This window comes from Micromonospora sp. NPDC049301, from assembly GCF_040678715.1.
Taxonomy (GTDB): domain Bacteria; phylum Actinomycetota; class Actinomycetes; order Mycobacteriales; family Micromonosporaceae; genus Micromonospora.
This window is the reverse complement of the sequence record NZ_JBFAQO010000001.1, coordinates 716,513-733,304: the sequence shown is the minus strand read 5'-3', so window position 1 is coordinate 733,304 and position 16,792 is coordinate 716,513. Positions and strand designations below refer to the sequence as shown.

18 protein-coding genes are annotated in these 16,792 nt (G+C 69.9%); 6 read left to right on the top strand and 12 right to left on the bottom strand.

Translation table 11 applies throughout. The features are described 5' to 3' along the window. Window positions 1-22: 22 nt before the first annotated feature. From AB0K07_RS03500 to AB0K07_RS03490, 3 genes are all read right to left on the bottom strand, one after another. A complete protein-coding gene (locus AB0K07_RS03500; protein ID WP_363750659.1) occupies window positions 23-769 on the bottom strand; it encodes an ABC transporter ATP-binding protein in 747 nt (248 codons plus the stop codon). Then, window positions 770-1,597 (bottom strand): ABC transporter permease, encoded by an 828-nt coding sequence (locus AB0K07_RS03495; protein WP_363750657.1) that lies wholly within the window; start codon window positions 1,595-1,597, stop codon window positions 770-772. Between the two features lie 70 nt (window positions 1,598-1,667). Then, window positions 1,668-3,038 (bottom strand): L-serine ammonia-lyase, encoded by a 1,371-nt coding sequence (locus AB0K07_RS03490; RefSeq protein ID WP_363750655.1) that lies wholly within the window; start codon window positions 3,036-3,038, stop codon window positions 1,668-1,670. A gap of 371 nt (window positions 3,039-3,409) precedes the next feature. On the opposite strand from AB0K07_RS03490, the gene AB0K07_RS03485 reads away from it, so the two are divergent. From AB0K07_RS03485 to AB0K07_RS03475, 3 genes are all read left to right on the top strand, one after another. Beyond that, on the top strand, window positions 3,410-3,616 hold the full coding sequence (locus AB0K07_RS03485) for a PspC domain-containing protein (RefSeq protein WP_363750653.1): 207 nt from the start codon (window positions 3,410-3,412) through the stop codon (window positions 3,614-3,616). 307 nt (window positions 3,617-3,923) lie between these two features. Then, window positions 3,924-4,409: a hypothetical protein gene (locus AB0K07_RS03480; RefSeq protein ID WP_363750651.1), complete on the top strand. Its 486-nt coding sequence runs from the start codon at window positions 3,924-3,926 to the stop codon at window positions 4,407-4,409. Continuing rightward, window positions 4,393-5,037 (top strand): class I SAM-dependent methyltransferase, encoded by a 645-nt coding sequence (locus AB0K07_RS03475; RefSeq protein ID WP_363750649.1) that lies wholly within the window; start codon window positions 4,393-4,395, stop codon window positions 5,035-5,037. Before AB0K07_RS03480 ends, AB0K07_RS03475 begins: the two co-directional genes overlap by 17 nt. Here AB0K07_RS03475 and AB0K07_RS03470 read toward each other — a convergent pair. Further along, on the bottom strand, window positions 5,026-5,460 hold the full coding sequence (locus tag AB0K07_RS03470; protein ID WP_363750647.1) for an NUDIX domain-containing protein: 435 nt from the start codon (window positions 5,458-5,460) through the stop codon (window positions 5,026-5,028). The two genes, AB0K07_RS03475 and AB0K07_RS03470, sit on opposite strands and share 12 nt — an antisense overlap. A gap of 75 nt (window positions 5,461-5,535) precedes the next feature. After that, complete coding sequence (selD, locus tag AB0K07_RS03465; protein WP_363750645.1) at window positions 5,536-6,582, bottom strand: selenide, water dikinase SelD; 1,047 nt, start codon at window positions 6,580-6,582, stop codon at window positions 5,536-5,538. Window positions 6,583-6,823: 241 nt separating this feature from the next. Here selD and AB0K07_RS03460 point away from each other — a divergent pair, with 241 nt between their 5' ends. After that, a complete protein-coding gene (locus AB0K07_RS03460) occupies window positions 6,824-7,729 on the top strand; it encodes a hypothetical protein (RefSeq protein WP_363750643.1) in 906 nt (301 codons plus the stop codon). 43 nt (window positions 7,730-7,772) lie between these two features. Here the strand turns inward: AB0K07_RS03460 and AB0K07_RS03455 are convergent, their stop codons facing one another. From AB0K07_RS03455 to pdxH, 7 genes are all read right to left on the bottom strand, one after another. Then, complete coding sequence (locus AB0K07_RS03455; protein WP_363750641.1) at window positions 7,773-8,561, bottom strand: DUF4230 domain-containing protein; 789 nt, start codon at window positions 8,559-8,561, stop codon at window positions 7,773-7,775. Window positions 8,562-8,660: 99 nt separating this feature from the next. Then, window positions 8,661-9,824, bottom strand: coding sequence for an acyl-CoA dehydrogenase family protein (locus AB0K07_RS03450; protein ID WP_363750639.1), 1,164 nt, complete (start codon window positions 9,822-9,824; stop codon window positions 8,661-8,663). A gap of 44 nt (window positions 9,825-9,868) precedes the next feature. Further along, window positions 9,869-10,174 (bottom strand): type II toxin-antitoxin system VapB family antitoxin, encoded by a 306-nt coding sequence (locus AB0K07_RS03445; RefSeq protein WP_076470742.1) that lies wholly within the window; start codon window positions 10,172-10,174, stop codon window positions 9,869-9,871. Between the two features lie 188 nt (window positions 10,175-10,362). Continuing rightward, window positions 10,363-10,965, bottom strand: a complete 603-nt coding sequence (locus AB0K07_RS03440; protein ID WP_363750637.1) for a nitroreductase family protein — start codon at window positions 10,963-10,965, stop codon at window positions 10,363-10,365. Between the two features lie 23 nt (window positions 10,966-10,988). Continuing rightward, window positions 10,989-11,918 (bottom strand): aldose 1-epimerase family protein, encoded by a 930-nt coding sequence (locus AB0K07_RS03435; RefSeq protein ID WP_363750635.1) that lies wholly within the window; start codon window positions 11,916-11,918, stop codon window positions 10,989-10,991. A gap of 18 nt (window positions 11,919-11,936) precedes the next feature. Beyond that, complete coding sequence (locus AB0K07_RS03430) at window positions 11,937-13,232, bottom strand: MFS transporter (RefSeq protein ID WP_363750633.1); 1,296 nt, start codon at window positions 13,230-13,232, stop codon at window positions 11,937-11,939. Then, on the bottom strand, window positions 13,229-13,891 hold the full coding sequence (gene pdxH / locus AB0K07_RS03425; RefSeq protein ID WP_363751410.1) for a pyridoxamine 5'-phosphate oxidase: 663 nt from the start codon (window positions 13,889-13,891) through the stop codon (window positions 13,229-13,231). The genes AB0K07_RS03430 and pdxH overlap by 4 nt, the downstream gene beginning before the upstream one ends. A 280-nt stretch (window positions 13,892-14,171) precedes the next feature. Between pdxH and AB0K07_RS03420 the strand changes: the two genes are divergently transcribed. Then, window positions 14,172-15,278, top strand: coding sequence for a citrate synthase 2 (locus AB0K07_RS03420; protein WP_363750631.1), 1,107 nt, complete (start codon window positions 14,172-14,174; stop codon window positions 15,276-15,278). Window positions 15,279-15,549: 271 nt separating this feature from the next. Further along, window positions 15,550-16,677 (top strand): phosphoserine transaminase, encoded by a 1,128-nt coding sequence (gene serC, locus AB0K07_RS03415; protein WP_363750629.1) that lies wholly within the window; start codon window positions 15,550-15,552, stop codon window positions 16,675-16,677. Window positions 16,678-16,792 lie beyond the last annotated feature (115 nt).

Below are 16,792 nucleotides of genomic sequence, written 5' to 3'. Positions count from 1 at the left end.
GCGGCGAGCACGATCGCGAGCGTCACCGCGGGACCGCGGCGTGGTACGCGTCGAGCGCCTCGGCGATGGTGCCGTCGAGCATCAACCGGCCCGCGTCGAGGTACAACCCCCGACGGCAGAACCGGGTCAGGTCCTTTTCGTTGTGTGACACCAGCACCAGCGTGCGCCCCTCCCCGAGCAGACGATCAATCGTCGCGTAACACTTCTTGCGGAACTCCGCGTCCCCGACCGCGGTCACCTCGTCCATCAGCAGGATCGGGTGCGGCAGGTGCGAGATGATCGCGAAGCCGAGCCGCACCTTCATCCCCGACGAGTAGTGCCGCACCGACGTGTCGATGGCCCGTTCCACCTGCTCGCCGGCGAACTCGACGATCTCGTCGAAGTGCCGCTTCAGGTAGCCCGTCGACAGCCCGTGCAGCCCACCGACCAGGTGCAGGTTCTCCCGCCCGGTCAGGTCGTTGGAGAAACCGGCGGACAGTTCCAGCAGCGGGGCCACCGCGCCGTCCACCCGGATGCTGCCCTCGTCCGGAATGAGCACCCCCGCTATCAACCGCAGCAGCGTGCTCTTGCCGGTGCCGTTGCGGCCGATCACCCCGACCGTCTCGCCCGGCTCGACGGCGAACGACACGTCGCGCAGCGGCCAGAACTGGCCCGGCAGGGCGCCCCGGTTGCCCCGGTGGATGAACAACTCCCGCAGCCGCAGTTGCCGGCGGCGGTTGCGGACGAAACGGATGCCCAGGCCGTCAGCCTCGATGATCGGCGCGGCCATTCAGAGTTCCTTGAGCACGGCGGGTTCCAACCGGCGGAACGACCACCAGCCGGCGGCCAGCACCAGCAGGCTGCCGACGACCGTGGTGGCGAGCAGCCGGGCGTCCGGGAACTCGTCCGGGTACCAGATCGCGTGGTGCAGCTGGAAGATCCCGACCAGCGGGTTCAGCTCGTACGCCACCTTCAGCCAGCCGGGCAGGCCGGACTCCCGGACCAGGCTGAGCGGGTAGATGATCGGAGTGGCGTAGAAGAGCACCCGGATGATCAGCCGCATGAGCCGCTCCACGTCGCGCATCAGCACGTTCCACGCGGACAGCAGCAGGGCCAGCCCGATCAGCAGGACCGCCTGGACGGCCACCGCGAGCGGCAGGGAGAGCAGGGACCAGCCGGGACGGATCCGCCCGTGCGCCGCGTAGACCGCCGCGATGGCGATCAGGATCGGCAGACCGGCCGCGTACTCGGCGAACCGGCCGGTGACCCGGCCGATCGGGAAGACCTGGCGCGGGACGTTCATCGTGGTGATCAACCGGGACTGGCCGGTGAGCGCGTTGGTGGCCTCGCTCAGCGCCGAACTGGTCCACATCCAGGCGAAGATCCCGGTGATCAGGAACAGCGGGTACGACCCGGCCGCGTCACCGAGATGCCGACCGGTGTCACGGGAGTAGAGCACGCCGAAGACGAACCAGTAGATGGCGCCCATGCCGAGCGGCTCGATCAACGACCAGAGGTAACCCAGCACCGACTGCTGGTACTTGACCGCCAGGTCGCGCCTGACCAGGATGCGCAGCGAGTTGCGGTGCGACCACAACGCCGCGACGCCAGAGGTCACCGCTGTCTCCCGCCTCCTGAAACGGACGACAGGTTAGCAGTCGGTGAACGAATGCCCCGAGTCGGCCAGATCAGCACTCGATCACGTTGACGGCCAGACCGCCCCGCGCCGTCTCCTTGTACTTGACCTTCATGTCGGCGCCCGTCTCCCGCATGGTCTTGATGACCTTGTCCAGCGACACCGCGTGCACACCGTCGCCGCGCAGCGCCAGCCGGGCGGCCGTGATCGCCTTGATGCTAGCCACCGCGTTCCGCTCGATGCAGGGGATCTGCACCAGGCCACCCACCGGGTCGCAGGTCAGCCCGAGGTTGTGCTCCATCCCGATCTCGGCCGCGTTCTCCACCTGCTCGGGGGTGCCGCCGAGCGCCTCGGCCAGGCCCGCCGCGGCCATCGAGCACGCCGAGCCCACCTCGCCCTGGCAGCCGACCTCCGCGCCGGAGATCGAGGCGTTCTCCTTGAACAGCACACCGATCGCGCCGGCCGCCAGCAGGAACCGCACCACGCCGTCCTCGGAGGCGTCCGGCACGAACCGCGTGTAGTAGTGCAGCACCGCCGGAATGATCCCGGCCGCGCCGTTCGTCGGGGCGGTGACCACCCGACCGCCGGCGGCGTTCTCCTCGTTCACCGCCAGGGCGAACAGCGTCACCCAGTCCATCGCGCGCAGCGGATCGGTGGTCCCCGTGTCCGCCTCCAGGCTGCGCCGCAGCTCCGCCGCGCGCCGCCGGACCTTCAACCCACCCGGGAGTACGCCATCGCGCTCGCAGCCGCGCTCCACGCACTCCCGCATCACCCGCCAGATCTCCAGCAGGCCGGCCCGGATCTCCGCCTCGCTGCGCCAGGAAAGCTCGTTGGCCAGCATCACCTCGCTGATCGAGAGGCCGGTGGAGGTGGTCACCTCCAGCAGCTGCGCCCCGGTCAGGAAGGGGTACCGCACCCGCGTGCTGTCCGGCTTGATCCGGTCCGCGCCGGCCGCCGCCTCGTCCACCACGAAGCCGCCGCCCACCGAGTAGTACGTCCGGCTGCGCACCTCGGCGCCGGTCCGGTCGTACGCCACGAAGGTCATCCCGTTCGGGTGGTACGGCAGCGACCGGCGGCGGTGCAGCGTCAGGTCCCGACCCGGGTCGAAGTCGATCTCGTGCGCGTCCAGCAGGCTGATCCGCCGCTCCGCCCGGATCCGCTCGACGCGGGGGCCGACGGTGTCCGTGTCGACCGTCTCGGGCGCCTCCCCGGACAGCCCGAGCAGCACCGCCCGGTCGCTGCCGTGGCCGTGCCCGGTGGCGCCGAGCGAGCCGAACAGTTCGGCCTGCACCCGCGCGGTGTCGGCGAGCAGGCCGTCGGCCTTGAGCCCGGCCACGAAGGTGCGGGCGGCCCGCATCGGCCCCACCGTGTGCGAGCTGGACGGCCCGATGCCGACGCTGAAGAGGTCGAAAACACTGATCATGGCTGCGCTTCCTCGCCGTCGTCCCGTGGTACGGGATCCGGCCCGGTCGTGGCCACCGGTCAGGCGGCCCCGCTCGTGGCCGCCCGGTCGGGTGGCCGCCGGTCACCCGGGGTGTGGGTGCCCGACCAGCGAGCCTACCCGCCCAGTTCACGCCCCTACCCGGCCACCGCGACGTGGACACCTGCCCGCCGCCCCAAGGTCACGCACGCCTGCTCCCGGGCGGCGGCGGAGGCGTCGGGGAGGGGTGACCCGGGTAATGCACCTACGGGTCCACGGTCTGCCGATCGTCCTCGGGACCGAGGGCGAGCTGGTCATCCCTTTCTACCGTGGATTGCAGACGCGGCGTACCGCCGCAGAGTGGGAGTACGACGATGAGTCGCAAACTGGTTCGGCCCCGCCAGGGGCGCATGATCGCCGGTGTCTGCGCCGGCCTCGGTCAGCGGTTCGGCATGTCCGCCGGGATGGTCCGACTGCTGTTCCTGCTGTCGCTGCTGCTGCCCGGCACCCAGGTGATCGTCTACCTGATCCTCTGGATCCTCATGCCGAACGAGGACAGCTACGCCGCCACCCGCTACTGACCGCCACCGTCCGGAGCATCCGCCCGTACGCCTTCCCTTGCCCACGACGTCCGACCTGTGTTGCGGTCAACCATCGACAGGCCTGAGAATGAGCCTTGCCCGGATGGGCACGTGAGGCGACAGGCCGGCGCGGGGCGGTTCCGGCTCATGGGCGACGGGTGTGAGTGTGGCCGACAAAGTAGGCGCTACTTCCCTCCCGGAACCGCTTCGGCTTCGGGAGGGATTCGCGCACGGCCGGTTTCAGGTGCTGCACACGGACCATTTGGAGTATCTGCTAGCTGCCGCCGAGCGGTGCACCTTTCTGCATGTGGGCATCACCCAGCCCTTCCTCGACCGACTACGCCCCTCCGTCGGCGCGGCGGCCCACCGGCACGACCCCACGGCCAACCCTTTGACGTACGAGGAACGCAAGGAGCTCGTCACCCGCGCCCTCGTCGGTGCGGGACTCGAAAAGTCAGCATTCGCGGTATGTCCATTCCCGATCGAGCAGCCTGAGCTGCTGACTGATCTCATACCGCTCTCCGTCACGGCCTTCACTACGGTCTGCGACGAGTGGAACGTGCGCAAGATCGGGGTGCTGCGACAACTTGGCTACGACGTGCAGGTGCTGTTGTGGCGGGGCACACAGCGCATCACCGGTTCGGCAGTTCGCCGCATGATTGGACAGGGAAACCCGGAATGGACCTCGTTTGTGCCGGCGGCCTGCCGCGACTACCTGCTCGACCTCGACATTGCGGCCCGGTTGAGCGCGATGACGGGACGGAAGGACGAAAACGATGCCCGATTACCCTGAGATCAGAGACAGCAATCGGCACGTGTACGACTCCCTGGCCGCCCAGTACGAAGCCAAAGCCTGGGCCCGGATTCCATCGGCGGTACGTCGCGCACGCTTTCTGGCAGGTCTCGTACCACCGGAATCCCGCGTACTCGACGTGGGATGCGGAGTGGGCCTCACGATGGCGGAATTCGACCGCTTGGGCTTCGACGTGACTGGTCTAGATTTGTCGCCGCAGATGGCTAGGCTGACCCAGGCGCGCAACCCGACATGTCAGGTACTGATCGGGGACTTTTTGGATTTAACGCTTCCCCACAGCTATGAACTCATCCTCGCGCAGGCTTTCATCCACCTTTTCCCCGTAGAGCGGAGCGCCGCGCTGTTTCAGCGGTTTCGCACCTGCGTCACCCCGGGCGGCGTCCTGTCGGTCTGCACGAACGTTTCTGTCAGCAGCGCACAGGGCTGGAGCGTCAAGGATGACTACCACCTGCCCACCCCCCGCTTCAAGAAATTCTGGCGACGCGAGGAGGTATGGGCTGCCCTCACCGACAACGGCTTCACAGTGATTGACGAGCGACAGACCGTGGACATCCGCGGCAAGCATTTCCTTGAGGTGTGCGCACGCCGCGACCGGCTAACCGGCTGACGCCATCCGAGCCAAGGCATCGACGATGGGACCGCGCGCGGACGGAGTGATGTCGTAGTTGCCGACCTCGCCCAACGGAACCCAGCGCAGGTGAGAGATGTGCTCCTGTTGTGCGTTCACGGTCAGCCGAGCCTCGGGCTCACCGACGATCATGCACTCGCGCGCGACCACGATGATCGTCTCTGCCTCACCCAGCCGCCACATCCACATCGACAAGGGTCGGTACGGTGCGACGTCGAGGGCGACTTCCTCGTGCACCTCACGGCGCAGGCCTTCATCGAGACCCTCGTCTGGACGCAGTCGACCTCCGGGGATCTCCCACCGTCCCGGATGGTAAGGATGATCCTCCGCCTTGCGAATCATCAGCAGTTTGCCCTCATGGACGATGATCGCTTTTTGCGCAAACTGGACCAGGTCGTCCATCACTTGACCACCCTGCGACTCACCCAGGTCAGGCACGCTTGCGACATCCATCGTTGCCACGCCGTCCAAATCCGCTCATCGCAGTTCGATGGCGACATCCGACCTGTGCGTCAGTGAACCGATCACACGCCCAGCCACGCCCTGCTCCGTCAACGCGGAAAGTACCACGTCGACGAGATCCTCAGCGGCAGCCAGCAACAAGCCGCCCGAGGTCTGAGGGTCACTGATCACGGCCCGTTCCACGTCAGTCAAGGCCCGCCCCCGGCTCAAGCTGCCGAAATGATCCCAGTTCCGAATCGCGCCGCCTGGCGTCATCCCCTGGTGCACCAGTTCTTCCACGCCTGGCAAAACCGGAATGTCGCGCACTGTCAACGTCGCCGAAACATCAGACGCGAGGCACATTTCCTGCAAGTGCCCCAGGAGCCCGAACCCCGTCACGTCAGTGGCTGCCCGCACTCCGTACCGCACGCAGACCTGGCTGGCCCTGTCGTTCAGGTCCACCATTGAGCGGTAACTCGCGGTGACCACATGATCCGGGGCCAGGCCGTTCTTCAAGCCCGTTGAGACCAGGCCCGTACCCAGCGGCTTGGTCAGGATCAACCGGTCACCCGGGGAGGCTGCGCTGATCCGTAGCACCGCATCCGGCGCGACGAACCCCACCACGGCCATGCCGAATTTCGGGGCGGCACCTCGCAGGGTGTGCCCGCCGACAACATGCGCACCGGCCCGTCGCGTGACGGATTCCGCGCCCCGTAGCACCTCGGCGAGGAGGCCCATCGGCAGTACCTCATCGGGCCACTCGACGAGGTTCACCGCGAGCCTCGGGGTGCCGCCCATCGCGTACACGTCGGACATCGCGTTGGCGGCCGCGATCGCGCCCCAACGCCTGGCATCGTCATCGATCGGAGTGAAGAAGTCGGCCGTCAGGATGATGGCAAGGTCATCCGCCACGACGTAGACGGCTGCGTCATCACGCTCGGGCAGCCCCACGATAAGGCGATCATCAGTCTTGGGCACTGGCTGCGCACCATCGGCCAAGCCTTCCAGGAAGACCGAGAGCACCTCGGAGAGCTGACCTGGGCCAAGCTTACAACCACAGCCACCAGCCGGCGAGAATTGCATCAGGGGGGCTACTCGCATGGGCGACACCGCCTTCGAAGAGTTGGGCCACTGTAGCCCATGCATCTGACCGGCGAAAGATGCAATTCAGGACCGGGAGAGGCTCCAGTCAACACCTAATTGCAGAATCCCGACGTGTTGTCAGAAATCCGTCAGCAAGGCGAGAGCGGCCGCTGCACAAAGATCGTGATAGATTTGGCCGATTGGCAGTCACATGTCCACCGGGCATTCAAGGGAGAATGCGTTGGGGTTCCTGACCGGCATTGAGATTCGACGGCGCATCTCCATTGGTGACCTGAAGATTCACTCCCTCGACCCCGACGAGCCGTTCAGCGTGGACAACCAGGTGACCGAGGACGCGGTCGACCTGCGCCTGGCGCCAGCCGGTCTGGTGCTACGCCAGGATGTCGAGAGCATCGACTACGTCAACGATGACCTCGACAAGCTCTACGACATCATCGAAATCCCCGCTACCGGCTACGTCCTGCCTCCTCACGAGGTGCTGCTCACCCAGTCGTTGGAGGCGATCTGCCTTCCTGCGGACATCCTCGGCCTGGTGGTGACTCGCAGCAGCTTCGCCCGGCTGGGGCTGCTGGTGAACTGTCTCGCGCCCAAGTCACCACCGGGCATCAAGTGGGCATTTCCGCTGCAACTGGTCAACATCTCACGGGTGCCCCTCACGATCTACCCGTTCACCTCAGTCGCGCAGTTGATCCTGTCCGAAATGAGCGGCGAGCCCATTGGCTACCGGGGGAAGTTCCAAGATTCCTACACCGTCACGCCACCGCTGTTCAGCGCACGTGAGAAACAGTCGATCGGTGCGCGAAATCCGCACGAGACCCTGCGGACGTTCCACATCATCGCTCGCGACGCACTCAATCAGCAGGGCACCTCCCGCCCCGCGAACACGGAAGGCGTCCACCTACCGGCGGAGGATTCCGCCAGCAGACGCCGGCGCAGCGTCGACCTGGCGATCCTGACCCTGAGCACCCTCGCCGCCATCGGCTTTGGCATAGCTGGAAACATCATCTCCGGCGGCAAGATCGACTACTGGCAGGGCGTCAGCCTCGTCCTACTGTTGCTGCTGAGCGCCGCCTGCACCGCGGCTGCGTTACTCCTGCAGGCTTCGCAGAGCCGCCGCCGCCGTTGAAGGCGCGTCGGCACCCGGGAGACGTACCCGAAGGGTACGGCGGTCAGGGGGCGGTGTAGGTGACCGTGACCTGCTGGTAGCCGAGGGAGCGCAGCAGCCCCTCCAGCATCTTGCGGGTGTTCTCCTCCGCTCGGGCGGAGAGCCCGCTGTCCCGGGCGGCGGCGGTGATCCGTTCCTCGGCGAGCTGGTAGACCTGCTGCTGCCGGTTGGGATCGTTGCCGACCAGGTCACCGAGCCGGTTGAGCAGACCGCGCTGCTCGGCGAAGACGTAGCTCTTCTCCAGGTCGAGGTTGGTCTCGCCGAGCTGCGGCGCGGGCAGCTTGATCTCGACCGAGGTGCCGTCCGCGGACTCGACGACGGCGCCCTCACCGATCTTGCCGAAGTCGACGTACGCCTCGACGCTGCCCGCCCCGACGAACAGGGTGCGCTCGTTGAGCAGGAAATCCGGGACGTTGCGCCGGTCGTTCTGGGTGTCGACCACGACCTGGAAGTTGCCCTCGGCGGCCACGTAGCGGCTGAGGTCCTGAATCGACTTCAGCAACGGTGGCTGGCTGCGGTCGGTCTGCTCCTTGGCGAACGGGTTGCGGAACTCGGGCAGGATGCCGGTCGCCTGAATGCCGAGCAGCACCACCACGGCCAGCGCGGCAGCTCCGAGCAGCACGAGCAGACCGCGGACCGGCCCACCGGCGCCGCCGGTCGTCGGGCCACCGGAGCCGCCCGGTGTGTGCGTGGTCGGCTCGGGTGTCGCGGTCGACCGCTCCTTGAGATCGTCGCCGGTCGGGTAACCGGGGAACTCCCTCGTGGGCTCGTTGATGCCAGCGTCGCGGGCCATCACGCTCACCGTCCTCGTCAGACACGTCGTCTGTCATTGACGGTACGGCCCCCGTACGACACCCGCGCGCCGAGCGTCGGAAATGCGTGAACCCGCAGGTCAGGCGAAGGCGGAGAGCCCCGTGAGCCGCTGCCCGACGACCAGCTGGTGGATCTCCGAGGTGCCCTCGTAGGTCAGCACGCTCTCCAGGTTGTTGGCGTGCCGCATCACCGGGTACTCCCCGGAGACGCCGTTGGCGCCGAGGATGGTGCGGCACTGCCGGGCGATGGCCAGCGCCTCCCGCACGTTGTTCAGCTTGCCCACGCTGACCTGCTCGGGCCGCAGCCGCCCAGCGTCGGCGAGCCGACCCAGGTGCAGCGCCAGCAGTTGCCCCTTCACCAGCTCGACGGCCATGTCGGCGAGCTTCGCCTGGGTGAGCTGGAAGCCGGCCAGCGGGCGACCGAACTGGGTGCGGGTGGTGGCGTACGCCAGGGCCGTCTCCAGGCAGTCCCGGGCGGCGCCGACCGCGCCCCAGACGATGCCGTACCGGGCCTCGGTGAGGCAGCTCAGCGGGGCCTTGAGCCCGATCGCCTCGGGCAGTTGGGCGTCCGCCGGGAGCCGGACGTCGTCGAGCACGATCTCGCCGGTCACCGACGCGCGCAGCGACATCTTGCGGCGGATCTCCCGGGCCGTGACGCCGGGTGTCTCCATCGGTACGGCGAAACCCCGGACGCCCTCGTCGGTGCGCGCCCAGATCACCGCGACATCGGCGATCGGCGCGTTGGTGATCCACATCTTGCCGCCGGTGAGCACCCAGTCGTCGCCGTCGCGGCGAGCCCGGGTGGCCATCGACGCCGGGTCGGAGCCGTGGTCCGGCTCGGTCAGCCCGAAGCAGCCGATCGCCTCACCGGTCGCCATCGACGGGAGCCAGCGCTGCTTCTGCTCCTCGCTGCCGTAGCGCCAGATGGCGTACATGGCCAGGGAGCCCTGCACGGAGACCAGCGAGCGGACGCCGGAGTCGCCGGCCTCCAACTCCTGGCAGGCCAGCCCGTAGGCGACCGCGGAGGCCCCGGCGCAGCCGTACCCGGTCAGGTGCATGCCGAGCAGCCCGAGCTTGCCGAACTCCCGGGCCAGCTCGCGGGCCGGCACCCGGCCCTCCTCGTACCAGTCGGCGACGTGCGGGCGCACCCGGTCGTCGATGAGCTGGCGTACGACGTCACGGATCTGCCGCTCCTCCTCGGTGAGCGACGGGTCCAGGTCGAGCAGGTCCAGCGGAGCGGTCATGGACGCCACCTTAACGAAGACTCAGGCCGGCGGGCACGGGCGCGTCACTCGACGGGCTCGGAGAGCACCAGCACCCGGGCATGGATCTGGTTGCGCTGCTGGAGAGCGGCGCGCAGGGCCCGGTGCAGGCCGTCCTCCAGGTAGAGCCCGCCGTTCCACTGCACCACGTGGGGAAACAGGTCACCGTAGAAGGTGGAGTCCTCGGCGAGGAGCTTGTCGAGCGCCAGCTCGCGCTTGGTGGTGATCAACTGATCCAGGCGCAGAGGTCGCGGTGGAATCTCCGCCCACTGCTTGAGCGTCAGGTTGTGCTCCGGATAGGGACGCCCGTCCCGGACCGCTCTGAAGATCACGACGGCACGCTCCCCTCCCCGTGGCCAGGCCGACCGACGGCGCCGAGCCGGGTCGCGGCGGGCACCGCGCGGCGCGGCACCGATGACGCGTGCCAGCCTAGCCGCCCAGCGCACACCGCGTTCTGCTCCCTGATGTCAGTTTCGCTACCGCTCGTCCGATCCTCAACGGGACGAACGGGACGTCGCGCTCAAGTCCATCGCCCCCGCCGCACCACCTCGTCCATCGGACGACGCCCTCGGCGCAGCGACGGTGACCGATGGTCCGGCGCGCGGTAACCGATTGTGACGGCACCGACGGGTCGGTACTCCGTCGGCACGCCGAACGCGTCCCGGTAAACGGCCAGCCGCTGGGGCGGAATGCCGAAGAAACAGGCCCCCAGGCCCTCGTCCACCGCCGTGAGCAACATCAGCAGCGCGGCGAACCCGGTGTCCACGTACCAGTAGGGCACCGGCCAGCGATCCGTGGACCGGTCCGTCCAGCCCTTGTCCGGCTCCGCGTACCGCTGGAGGTAGGCCGACTCGTTGGCGTGCGGCACCACGATCAGCGGCGCCCGTCGCATCCCCGCCAGCCAACGCTCCCGCCCGCCACCGTCCGGCGTGGTGGCGGCCCAGAACCGCTCCCGGTCGGCCGCCTCCTCCAGCACGAGGAAGCCCCAGCCCTGCGCGAAGCCGGCCGACGGAGCGCGTACCGCGTGGTCGAGCAGCCGGTCCACCACGTCGGGCGGGACCGGGCGGTCCGGGTCGTAGTTGCGCACCATCCGCCGTCGGCGGACGACCTCGGCGAACTCCATCCCGCTCTCCCCGCCGCCTCGGCTCAGGCCCCGGGGCGGATGCCCCAGGCGCCCTGCCAGGTCGCGCCCGGCTTGAGCGTGAGCACGTCCTTGCCCGAGCGGAACGCGTCCGGCGGGCACGTCATCGGCTCGATCGCCACCGAGCGGCGATGCCGGACACCGGTGAGCGCGTCCCCGGTGAACACCTGCCACCAGCCGAACTCCCGGTCCGCCCAGATGCTCACCCCCGACGAGCCGTCCGGCGCGGCCAGGCTCACCGACGAGCCGCCGTCGGCGTCGGCGATCACCTGCCCGAAGCAGAGGTCCAACTGGGCGCGGCCGATCCGGCGCGGGCTGGTCCAGTCGTACTCGGTGCCCTCCACCGGCGTCGCGCCGACCGGCAACAGTCGCCCGTCCACCAGCAGCCGGGTACGCGTGGGCAGCCGCATGACCAGGTCGTCCACCGCGACGCCCGGCAGTTGCAGGTACGGATGCACGGAGAAGCCGAACGGCGCCAGCTCACCGCCGATGTTGGTCACCTCGTGCTCGGCGCGCAGCCCACCCGGGCCGACGCTCCACCGGCTGCGCAGCCGCAGCGGCCACGGGTAGCCGGGCTGCGGCGGCAGGTCGTAGCCGACCGTCACCGCGTCCGCCGACTGCTCCAGCAGCCGCCACGGCACCCAGTTGACCAGCCCGTGGATGGCCACGTGCCGCTGCGGCTCGGTCAGCGGAAGCTGGTGCGTCCGGTCCCCGAAGGAGTAGCGGCCGTCCCGGATCCGGTTCGGCCAGGGCGCCAGCACCTGCCCGGCGCAGCCGGGGCAGACCTCGTCGGTCTGGTACCCGTCGACCAGGTCGACACCGTCGTGCCGGTAGGTCCGCAGCCCGCCGCCCACCTCCACGATGACGGCCTCGTGGCCGGCGGCCGAGATGGTCCACTGGGCGCCGGAGAAGGGGCGCTGGTCGGGGCTGTCCATGTCGGCGACCCTAACCGGTCACGTCCGGTCGCCGCTCGACGCCGCCGCCCGGTAGCGCAGCAACGCCGGGAAGGCGACCGCGAGCACGACCACGAGCACCGCCGAGGCGAGCCCGCCGGCCACCCAGGCCACCCCGCCGCCGAAGCCGGCGGCCATCGTGCCGGCCCGCAGGTCGCCCAGGCGCGGACCGCCGGCCACCACCACCGTGTTGACGCCCTGGAGTCGACCGCGCATCCGGTCCGGCGCGTACACCAGCAGCATGGACTGGCGCAGCACCGCGCTCACCAGGTCCGCGGCACCGGCCACGGCGAGCAGCAGGACCATCAGCCAGAGCTGGTGGGCCAGGCCGGCCGCGGCGATCGCGACCCCCCAGGCGACCACCGCGACCACCAGGCCGAGCCCCTGCCGGCGGAGTCGACCGATCCAGCCGGAGGTGAGCCCGCCGATCATCGAGCCGATCGCGATGGCGGCGTAGAGCAGGCCGACCGCGCCACCGCCGCCGAACCGCTCGTGGGCGATCTCCGGGAAGAGCGCCCGCGGCATGGCCAGGATCATGGCGATCAGGTCCACCCCGAAGGAGAGCAGCAGCACCGGCGTGGTGGCCAGGTAGCGGAACCCGTCGATCACGCTGGCCAGGCCGGCGCGGCGGGGCTCGCCGTCGGCGGTCGGCTCGGGGGGCAGCGCGGGCAGGCGCAGCGCGGCCCAGAGCATCGCGGTGAACAGCACCGCGTCCACCCCGTACGCGATCGGCAGCACGACCGCGGTGTCCGGCGAGGCGGCGAGGATCAGGCCGGCGGCGAGCGGGCCGGCGACCGAGGCGGCGGTGAAGGTGGTGTAGTTCAGAGTGCTGGCGGCCGGGACCAGATCGTCCGGGACCAGCCGGGGCAGCATCGCGCTGCGGGCCGGCGAACTGATGGCGAACGCCACCGACTGCACCGCCATCAGCGCCAGCAGCAGCACCGGGCTGCCCACGTCCAGCAGCGCCTGGACCAGCAGCCCGAGGGTGGACGCCCAGAGCAGCAACGACCCACCGAGCAGCACCACCCGGCGGTCGCGGGCGTCGGCGACCGCGCCACCCCAGAGCCCGAAGATCAGCAGCGGCACGAAGGCCGCCACGCCCAGCAGACCGACCCAGAACGAGTCCCTGGTGAGCGCGTACATCTCCACCGGCACCGCGACGGCGGTGAACTGGAAGCCGAACATCGCCACGGTGTTGCCGAGCCAGAGCCGCCGGTACGCCGGCACGCGGAGCGGACGGACGTCGATCGCCCAGCGGCGCGCTCCGCGCGGCCGGGCCTCCTGAACGTCCGTCACGGTGCCAACCGCTCGACGGTCCAGCTCGCGCCCTCGCCGCTCCGGTCGCCGTCGGGCGGGCCGTCGTCGGTACGGCGGAAGCGCAGCCGGTCGTGCAGCCGGCCGGCCCGGCCCTGCCAGAACTCCACCGACTCGGGCCGGACCCGCAGCCCACCCCAGTGCGGTGGGGTCGGGATCACCGTCTCGCCGGCGAACCGCTCGGCCGCCGCCCGGTAGCTCTCCTCCAGCGCGGCCCGGTCCGGCACGACCTGCGACTGCGGGCTGGCCCAGGCGCCCAGCTGGGAACCGCGCGGGCGGCTGGCGAAGTACGCCTCGCTCACCGCCCGGTCGACCGGGGCGATCCGTCCGGTGACCACCACCTGACGCTGCATCGGGAACCACGGGAAGACCAGGCTGGCGTACGGGTTGGCGGACGCCTCGACGCCCTTGCGCGAGAGGTGGTTGGTGAAGAAGACGAAGCCGTCCGGGTCGTACCCCTTCAGCAGCACCGTCCGCCCGCTCGGCCGGCCGGCCGGGTCGGCGGTGCCGACCACCATCGCGTTGGGTTCGGGTAGCCCGAAGGCCACCGCGTCGGCGAACCAGCGGTCGAACTGGGTGTGCCAGTCGGCGGCCAGGTCAGCTTCGGTCAGGCCCAGGTCCGCGGCGTACTCGTTACGCATCGCGGCCGGGGCGGGTGTGTCGCCCGTCACGTTCCCACTCCTCCTCGGCGGCCCCGCCGGCGCCCTCCCGCGCTGGCCAGCCCACACCGCCCAGTCTCACCGAGCCGCGCGGAGAATGCGCGTCCGGGGATGTCGTGTGCAGCACAGTGGCAGCGGGTCGCGTATCCGGTTGCTCAGCAGGCAAGATGTTCCGAACACATCCCTGAGGGTCGCCTGAGGCGCTCGGCCGACCGGGCCGGATGAGCTGACCGGGCGCACCGACCAGATCCAGGAGAGCGACATGGCCGATTTCAAACCCGGGCTGGAGGGCGTAGTCGCCTTCGAGACCGAGATCGCCGAACCTGACCGTGAGGGTGGCGCGCTGCGCTATCGCGGGGTCGACATCGAGGATCTGATCGGCCAGGTCTCGTTCGGCAATGTGTGGGCACTGCTGGTCGACGGCCGGTTCGGGCCGGGCCTGCCGCCGGCGGAGCCGTTCCCGGTGCCGGTGCACTCCGGCGACATCCGGGTGGACGTGCAGTCCGCGGTCGCCATGCTGGCCCCGTACTGGGGGCTTAGCCAGCTGCTGGACATCTCCGACGAGCAGGCCCGCGAGGACCTCGCCCGGGTCTCGGTGACCGCGCTCTCCTTCGTCGCCCAGTCCGCCCGGGGCCTCGGCCTGCCGGCGGTGCCGCAGAAGGAGATCGACAAGGCGCAGACCATCGTCGAGCGGTTCATGAAGCGCTGGCGCGGCGAGCCCGACCCGCGGCACGTCAAGGCCGTCGACGCGTACTTCATCTCGGCCGCCGAGCACGGCCTGAACGCCTCCACCTTCACCGCCCGCATCGTCGCCTCCACCGGGGCGGACGCGGCGGCCTGCATCTCCTCCGGCATCGGCGCCCTCTCCGGCCCGCTGCACGGCGGTGCCCCGTCCCGGGTGCTCAGCATGCTGGAGGCGGTGGAGCGCAGCGGAGACGCCGAGGGCTACGTCAAGGGCGTACTGGACCGCGGCGAGCGGCTGATGGGCTTCGGCCACCGGGTCTACCGGGCGGAGGACCCGCGCGCCCGCGTGCTCCGGCGTACCGCCAAGGAGCTGGGCGCGCCGCGCTTCGAGATCGCCGAGGCGCTGGAGAAGGCGGCTCTGGCCGAGTTGCAGGCCCGCCGCCCGGACCGGGTGCTGGCGACCAACGTCGAGTTCTGGTCGGCCGTGGTCCTGGACTTCGCCGAGGTGCCGGCGCACATGTTCACCTCGATGTTCACCTGCGCCCGGATGGGCGGCTGGAGCGCGCACATCCTGGAGCAGAAGCGCCTGCAGCGACTGGTCCGCCCGTCCGCCCGCTACGTCGGCCCGGCCAGCCGCAAGCCCAGCGACGTCGAAGGCTGGAGCGCCATCCCGCACGGCGTCTGATCGGTTCGGAACGGCCCCTTCTCCACGCCTCGCGCGTGGGAGGGGGCCTTTTCCGACCGCGGCAGGCCTGTCCGCGCCGGGTGTGGCGAAGGACTCACGCCGGCCCCCGGGACTCCGACTTCGGCGGCCCGGCCAGGGTGCGAGGATGAGGGTCGGCAGTGTCGCCGGATCGCCGGTACGGATCCCGGCCCGCCGTGCGTCCACGTACGCGCCCGTCGCCGGTCCGCACCGGGCCCCCCGCCCTCGCCCATGCGGAAGGACCTTCACCACCGTGGCTGACGCACCGCTCATCCGGATTCCCGACGAGATCAAGCCCGCCGACGGCCGTTTCGGCTGCGGCCCGTCCAAGGTCCGTCCGGCGGCCGTGTCCGCCCTCGCCGAGGTGGCCACCACCTACCTGGGCACCTCGCACCGGCAGAAGACGGTCCGCGACCAGGTGGCCCGGCTGCGCTCCGGCATCGCCGAGTTCTTCTCGCTGCCCGAGGGCTACGAGGTGGTGATCGGCAACGGTGGCACCACCGCCTTCTGGGAGGTCGCCACCTTCGGCCTCATCCGGGACCGGGCGCAGTTCGCCAGCTTCGGCGAGTTCGGCGCCAAGTTCGCCAAGTCGGTCAAGGACGCCCCGTTCCTGGGCGAGCCGACCGTCCGCAAGAGCGACGCGGGCGGCGCCCCGACCCTGGTCGCCGAGGCCGGCGTGGACGTCTACGCGACGCCGCAGAACGAGACCTCGACCGGCGTGGCCGTGCCGATCAGCCGGGTGGCCGGGGCGGACGAGGGCGCGCTCCTGCTGGTCGACGCCACCTCCGCCGCGGGCGGCCTGGAGGTCAACGTCGGCGAGACCGACGTCTACTACTTCGCGCCGCAGAAGTGCTTCGGCTCCGACGGCGGGCTCTGGCTGGCCCTGATGTCACCGGCCGCGCTGGACCGGGCCGCCGAGATCAAGGCCTCCGGGCGGTACATCCCCGCCTTCCTCGACCTGGTCACCGCGATCGACAACTCGCGGCTGGAGCAGACCTACAACACCCCGGCGCTGGCCACCATCTTCCTGGCCGCCGAGCAGACCGACTGGATGAACGCGCAGGGTGGCCTGGCCTGGGCGGCCAAGCGCACCGCCGAGAGCGCCGCGACGGTGTACGGCTGGGCGGAACGGTCCACCGTGGCCACCCCGTTCGTCAGCGACCCCACGCTGCGGTCCAACGTGGTCGCGACCATCGACTTCGCAGACGAGGTGGACGCGACGGCCGTCGCCAAGGCGCTGCGCGCGAACGGCATCGTGGACACCGAGCCGTACCGCAAGCTCGGCCGCAACCAGCTGCGGGTGGCGCTGTTCCCGGCCGTGGAGCCGGCTGACGTCGAGGCGTTGACCGCGTCCATCGACTACGTGGTCGAGCGCCTCTGAGGATCGTCACGGTCGGTGTCCGTCGGGGCACCAGCACCCAGATCAGCAGGGCGACGGCGACCACGATGACGAACGGTGCGGCCCAGTTCTCGAAGCGCCGCAGGGTGTCCATGCC

What these genes read in the sequence shown, in the direction of transcription:
- AB0K07_RS03440 (WP_363750637.1), bottom strand. Translation starts at nt 10,965, where the DNA reads ATGGAGTTCGCCGAGGTCGTCCGCCGACGGCGGATGGTGCGCAACTAC.
- AB0K07_RS03490 (WP_363750655.1), bottom strand. Translation starts at nt 3,038, where the DNA reads ATGATCAGTGTTTTCGACCTCTTCAGCGTCGGCATCGGGCCGTCCAGC.
- pdxH (WP_363751410.1), bottom strand. Translation starts at nt 13,891, where the DNA reads ATGCGTAACGAGTACGCCGCGGACCTGGGCCTGACCGAAGCTGACCTG.
- AB0K07_RS03420 (WP_363750631.1), top strand. Translation starts at nt 14,172, where the DNA reads ATGGCCGATTTCAAACCCGGGCTGGAGGGCGTAGTCGCCTTCGAGACC.
- AB0K07_RS03435 (WP_363750635.1), bottom strand. Translation starts at nt 11,918, where the DNA reads ATGGACAGCCCCGACCAGCGCCCCTTCTCCGGCGCCCAGTGGACCATC.
- selD (WP_363750645.1), bottom strand. Translation starts at nt 6,582, where the DNA reads ATGCAATTCTCGCCGGCTGGTGGCTGTGGTTGTAAGCTTGGCCCAGGT.
- AB0K07_RS03475 (WP_363750649.1), top strand. Translation starts at nt 4,393, where the DNA reads ATGCCCGATTACCCTGAGATCAGAGACAGCAATCGGCACGTGTACGAC.
- AB0K07_RS03470 (WP_363750647.1), bottom strand. Translation starts at nt 5,460, where the DNA reads ATGGACGACCTGGTCCAGTTTGCGCAAAAAGCGATCATCGTCCATGAG.
- AB0K07_RS03500 (WP_363750659.1), bottom strand. Translation starts at nt 769, where the DNA reads ATGGCCGCGCCGATCATCGAGGCTGACGGCCTGGGCATCCGTTTCGTC.
- AB0K07_RS03455 (WP_363750641.1), bottom strand. Translation starts at nt 8,561, where the DNA reads ATGGCCCGCGACGCTGGCATCAACGAGCCCACGAGGGAGTTCCCCGGT.
- AB0K07_RS03450 (WP_363750639.1), bottom strand. Translation starts at nt 9,824, where the DNA reads ATGACCGCTCCGCTGGACCTGCTCGACCTGGACCCGTCGCTCACCGAG.
- AB0K07_RS03485 (WP_363750653.1), top strand. Translation starts at nt 3,410, where the DNA reads ATGAGTCGCAAACTGGTTCGGCCCCGCCAGGGGCGCATGATCGCCGGT.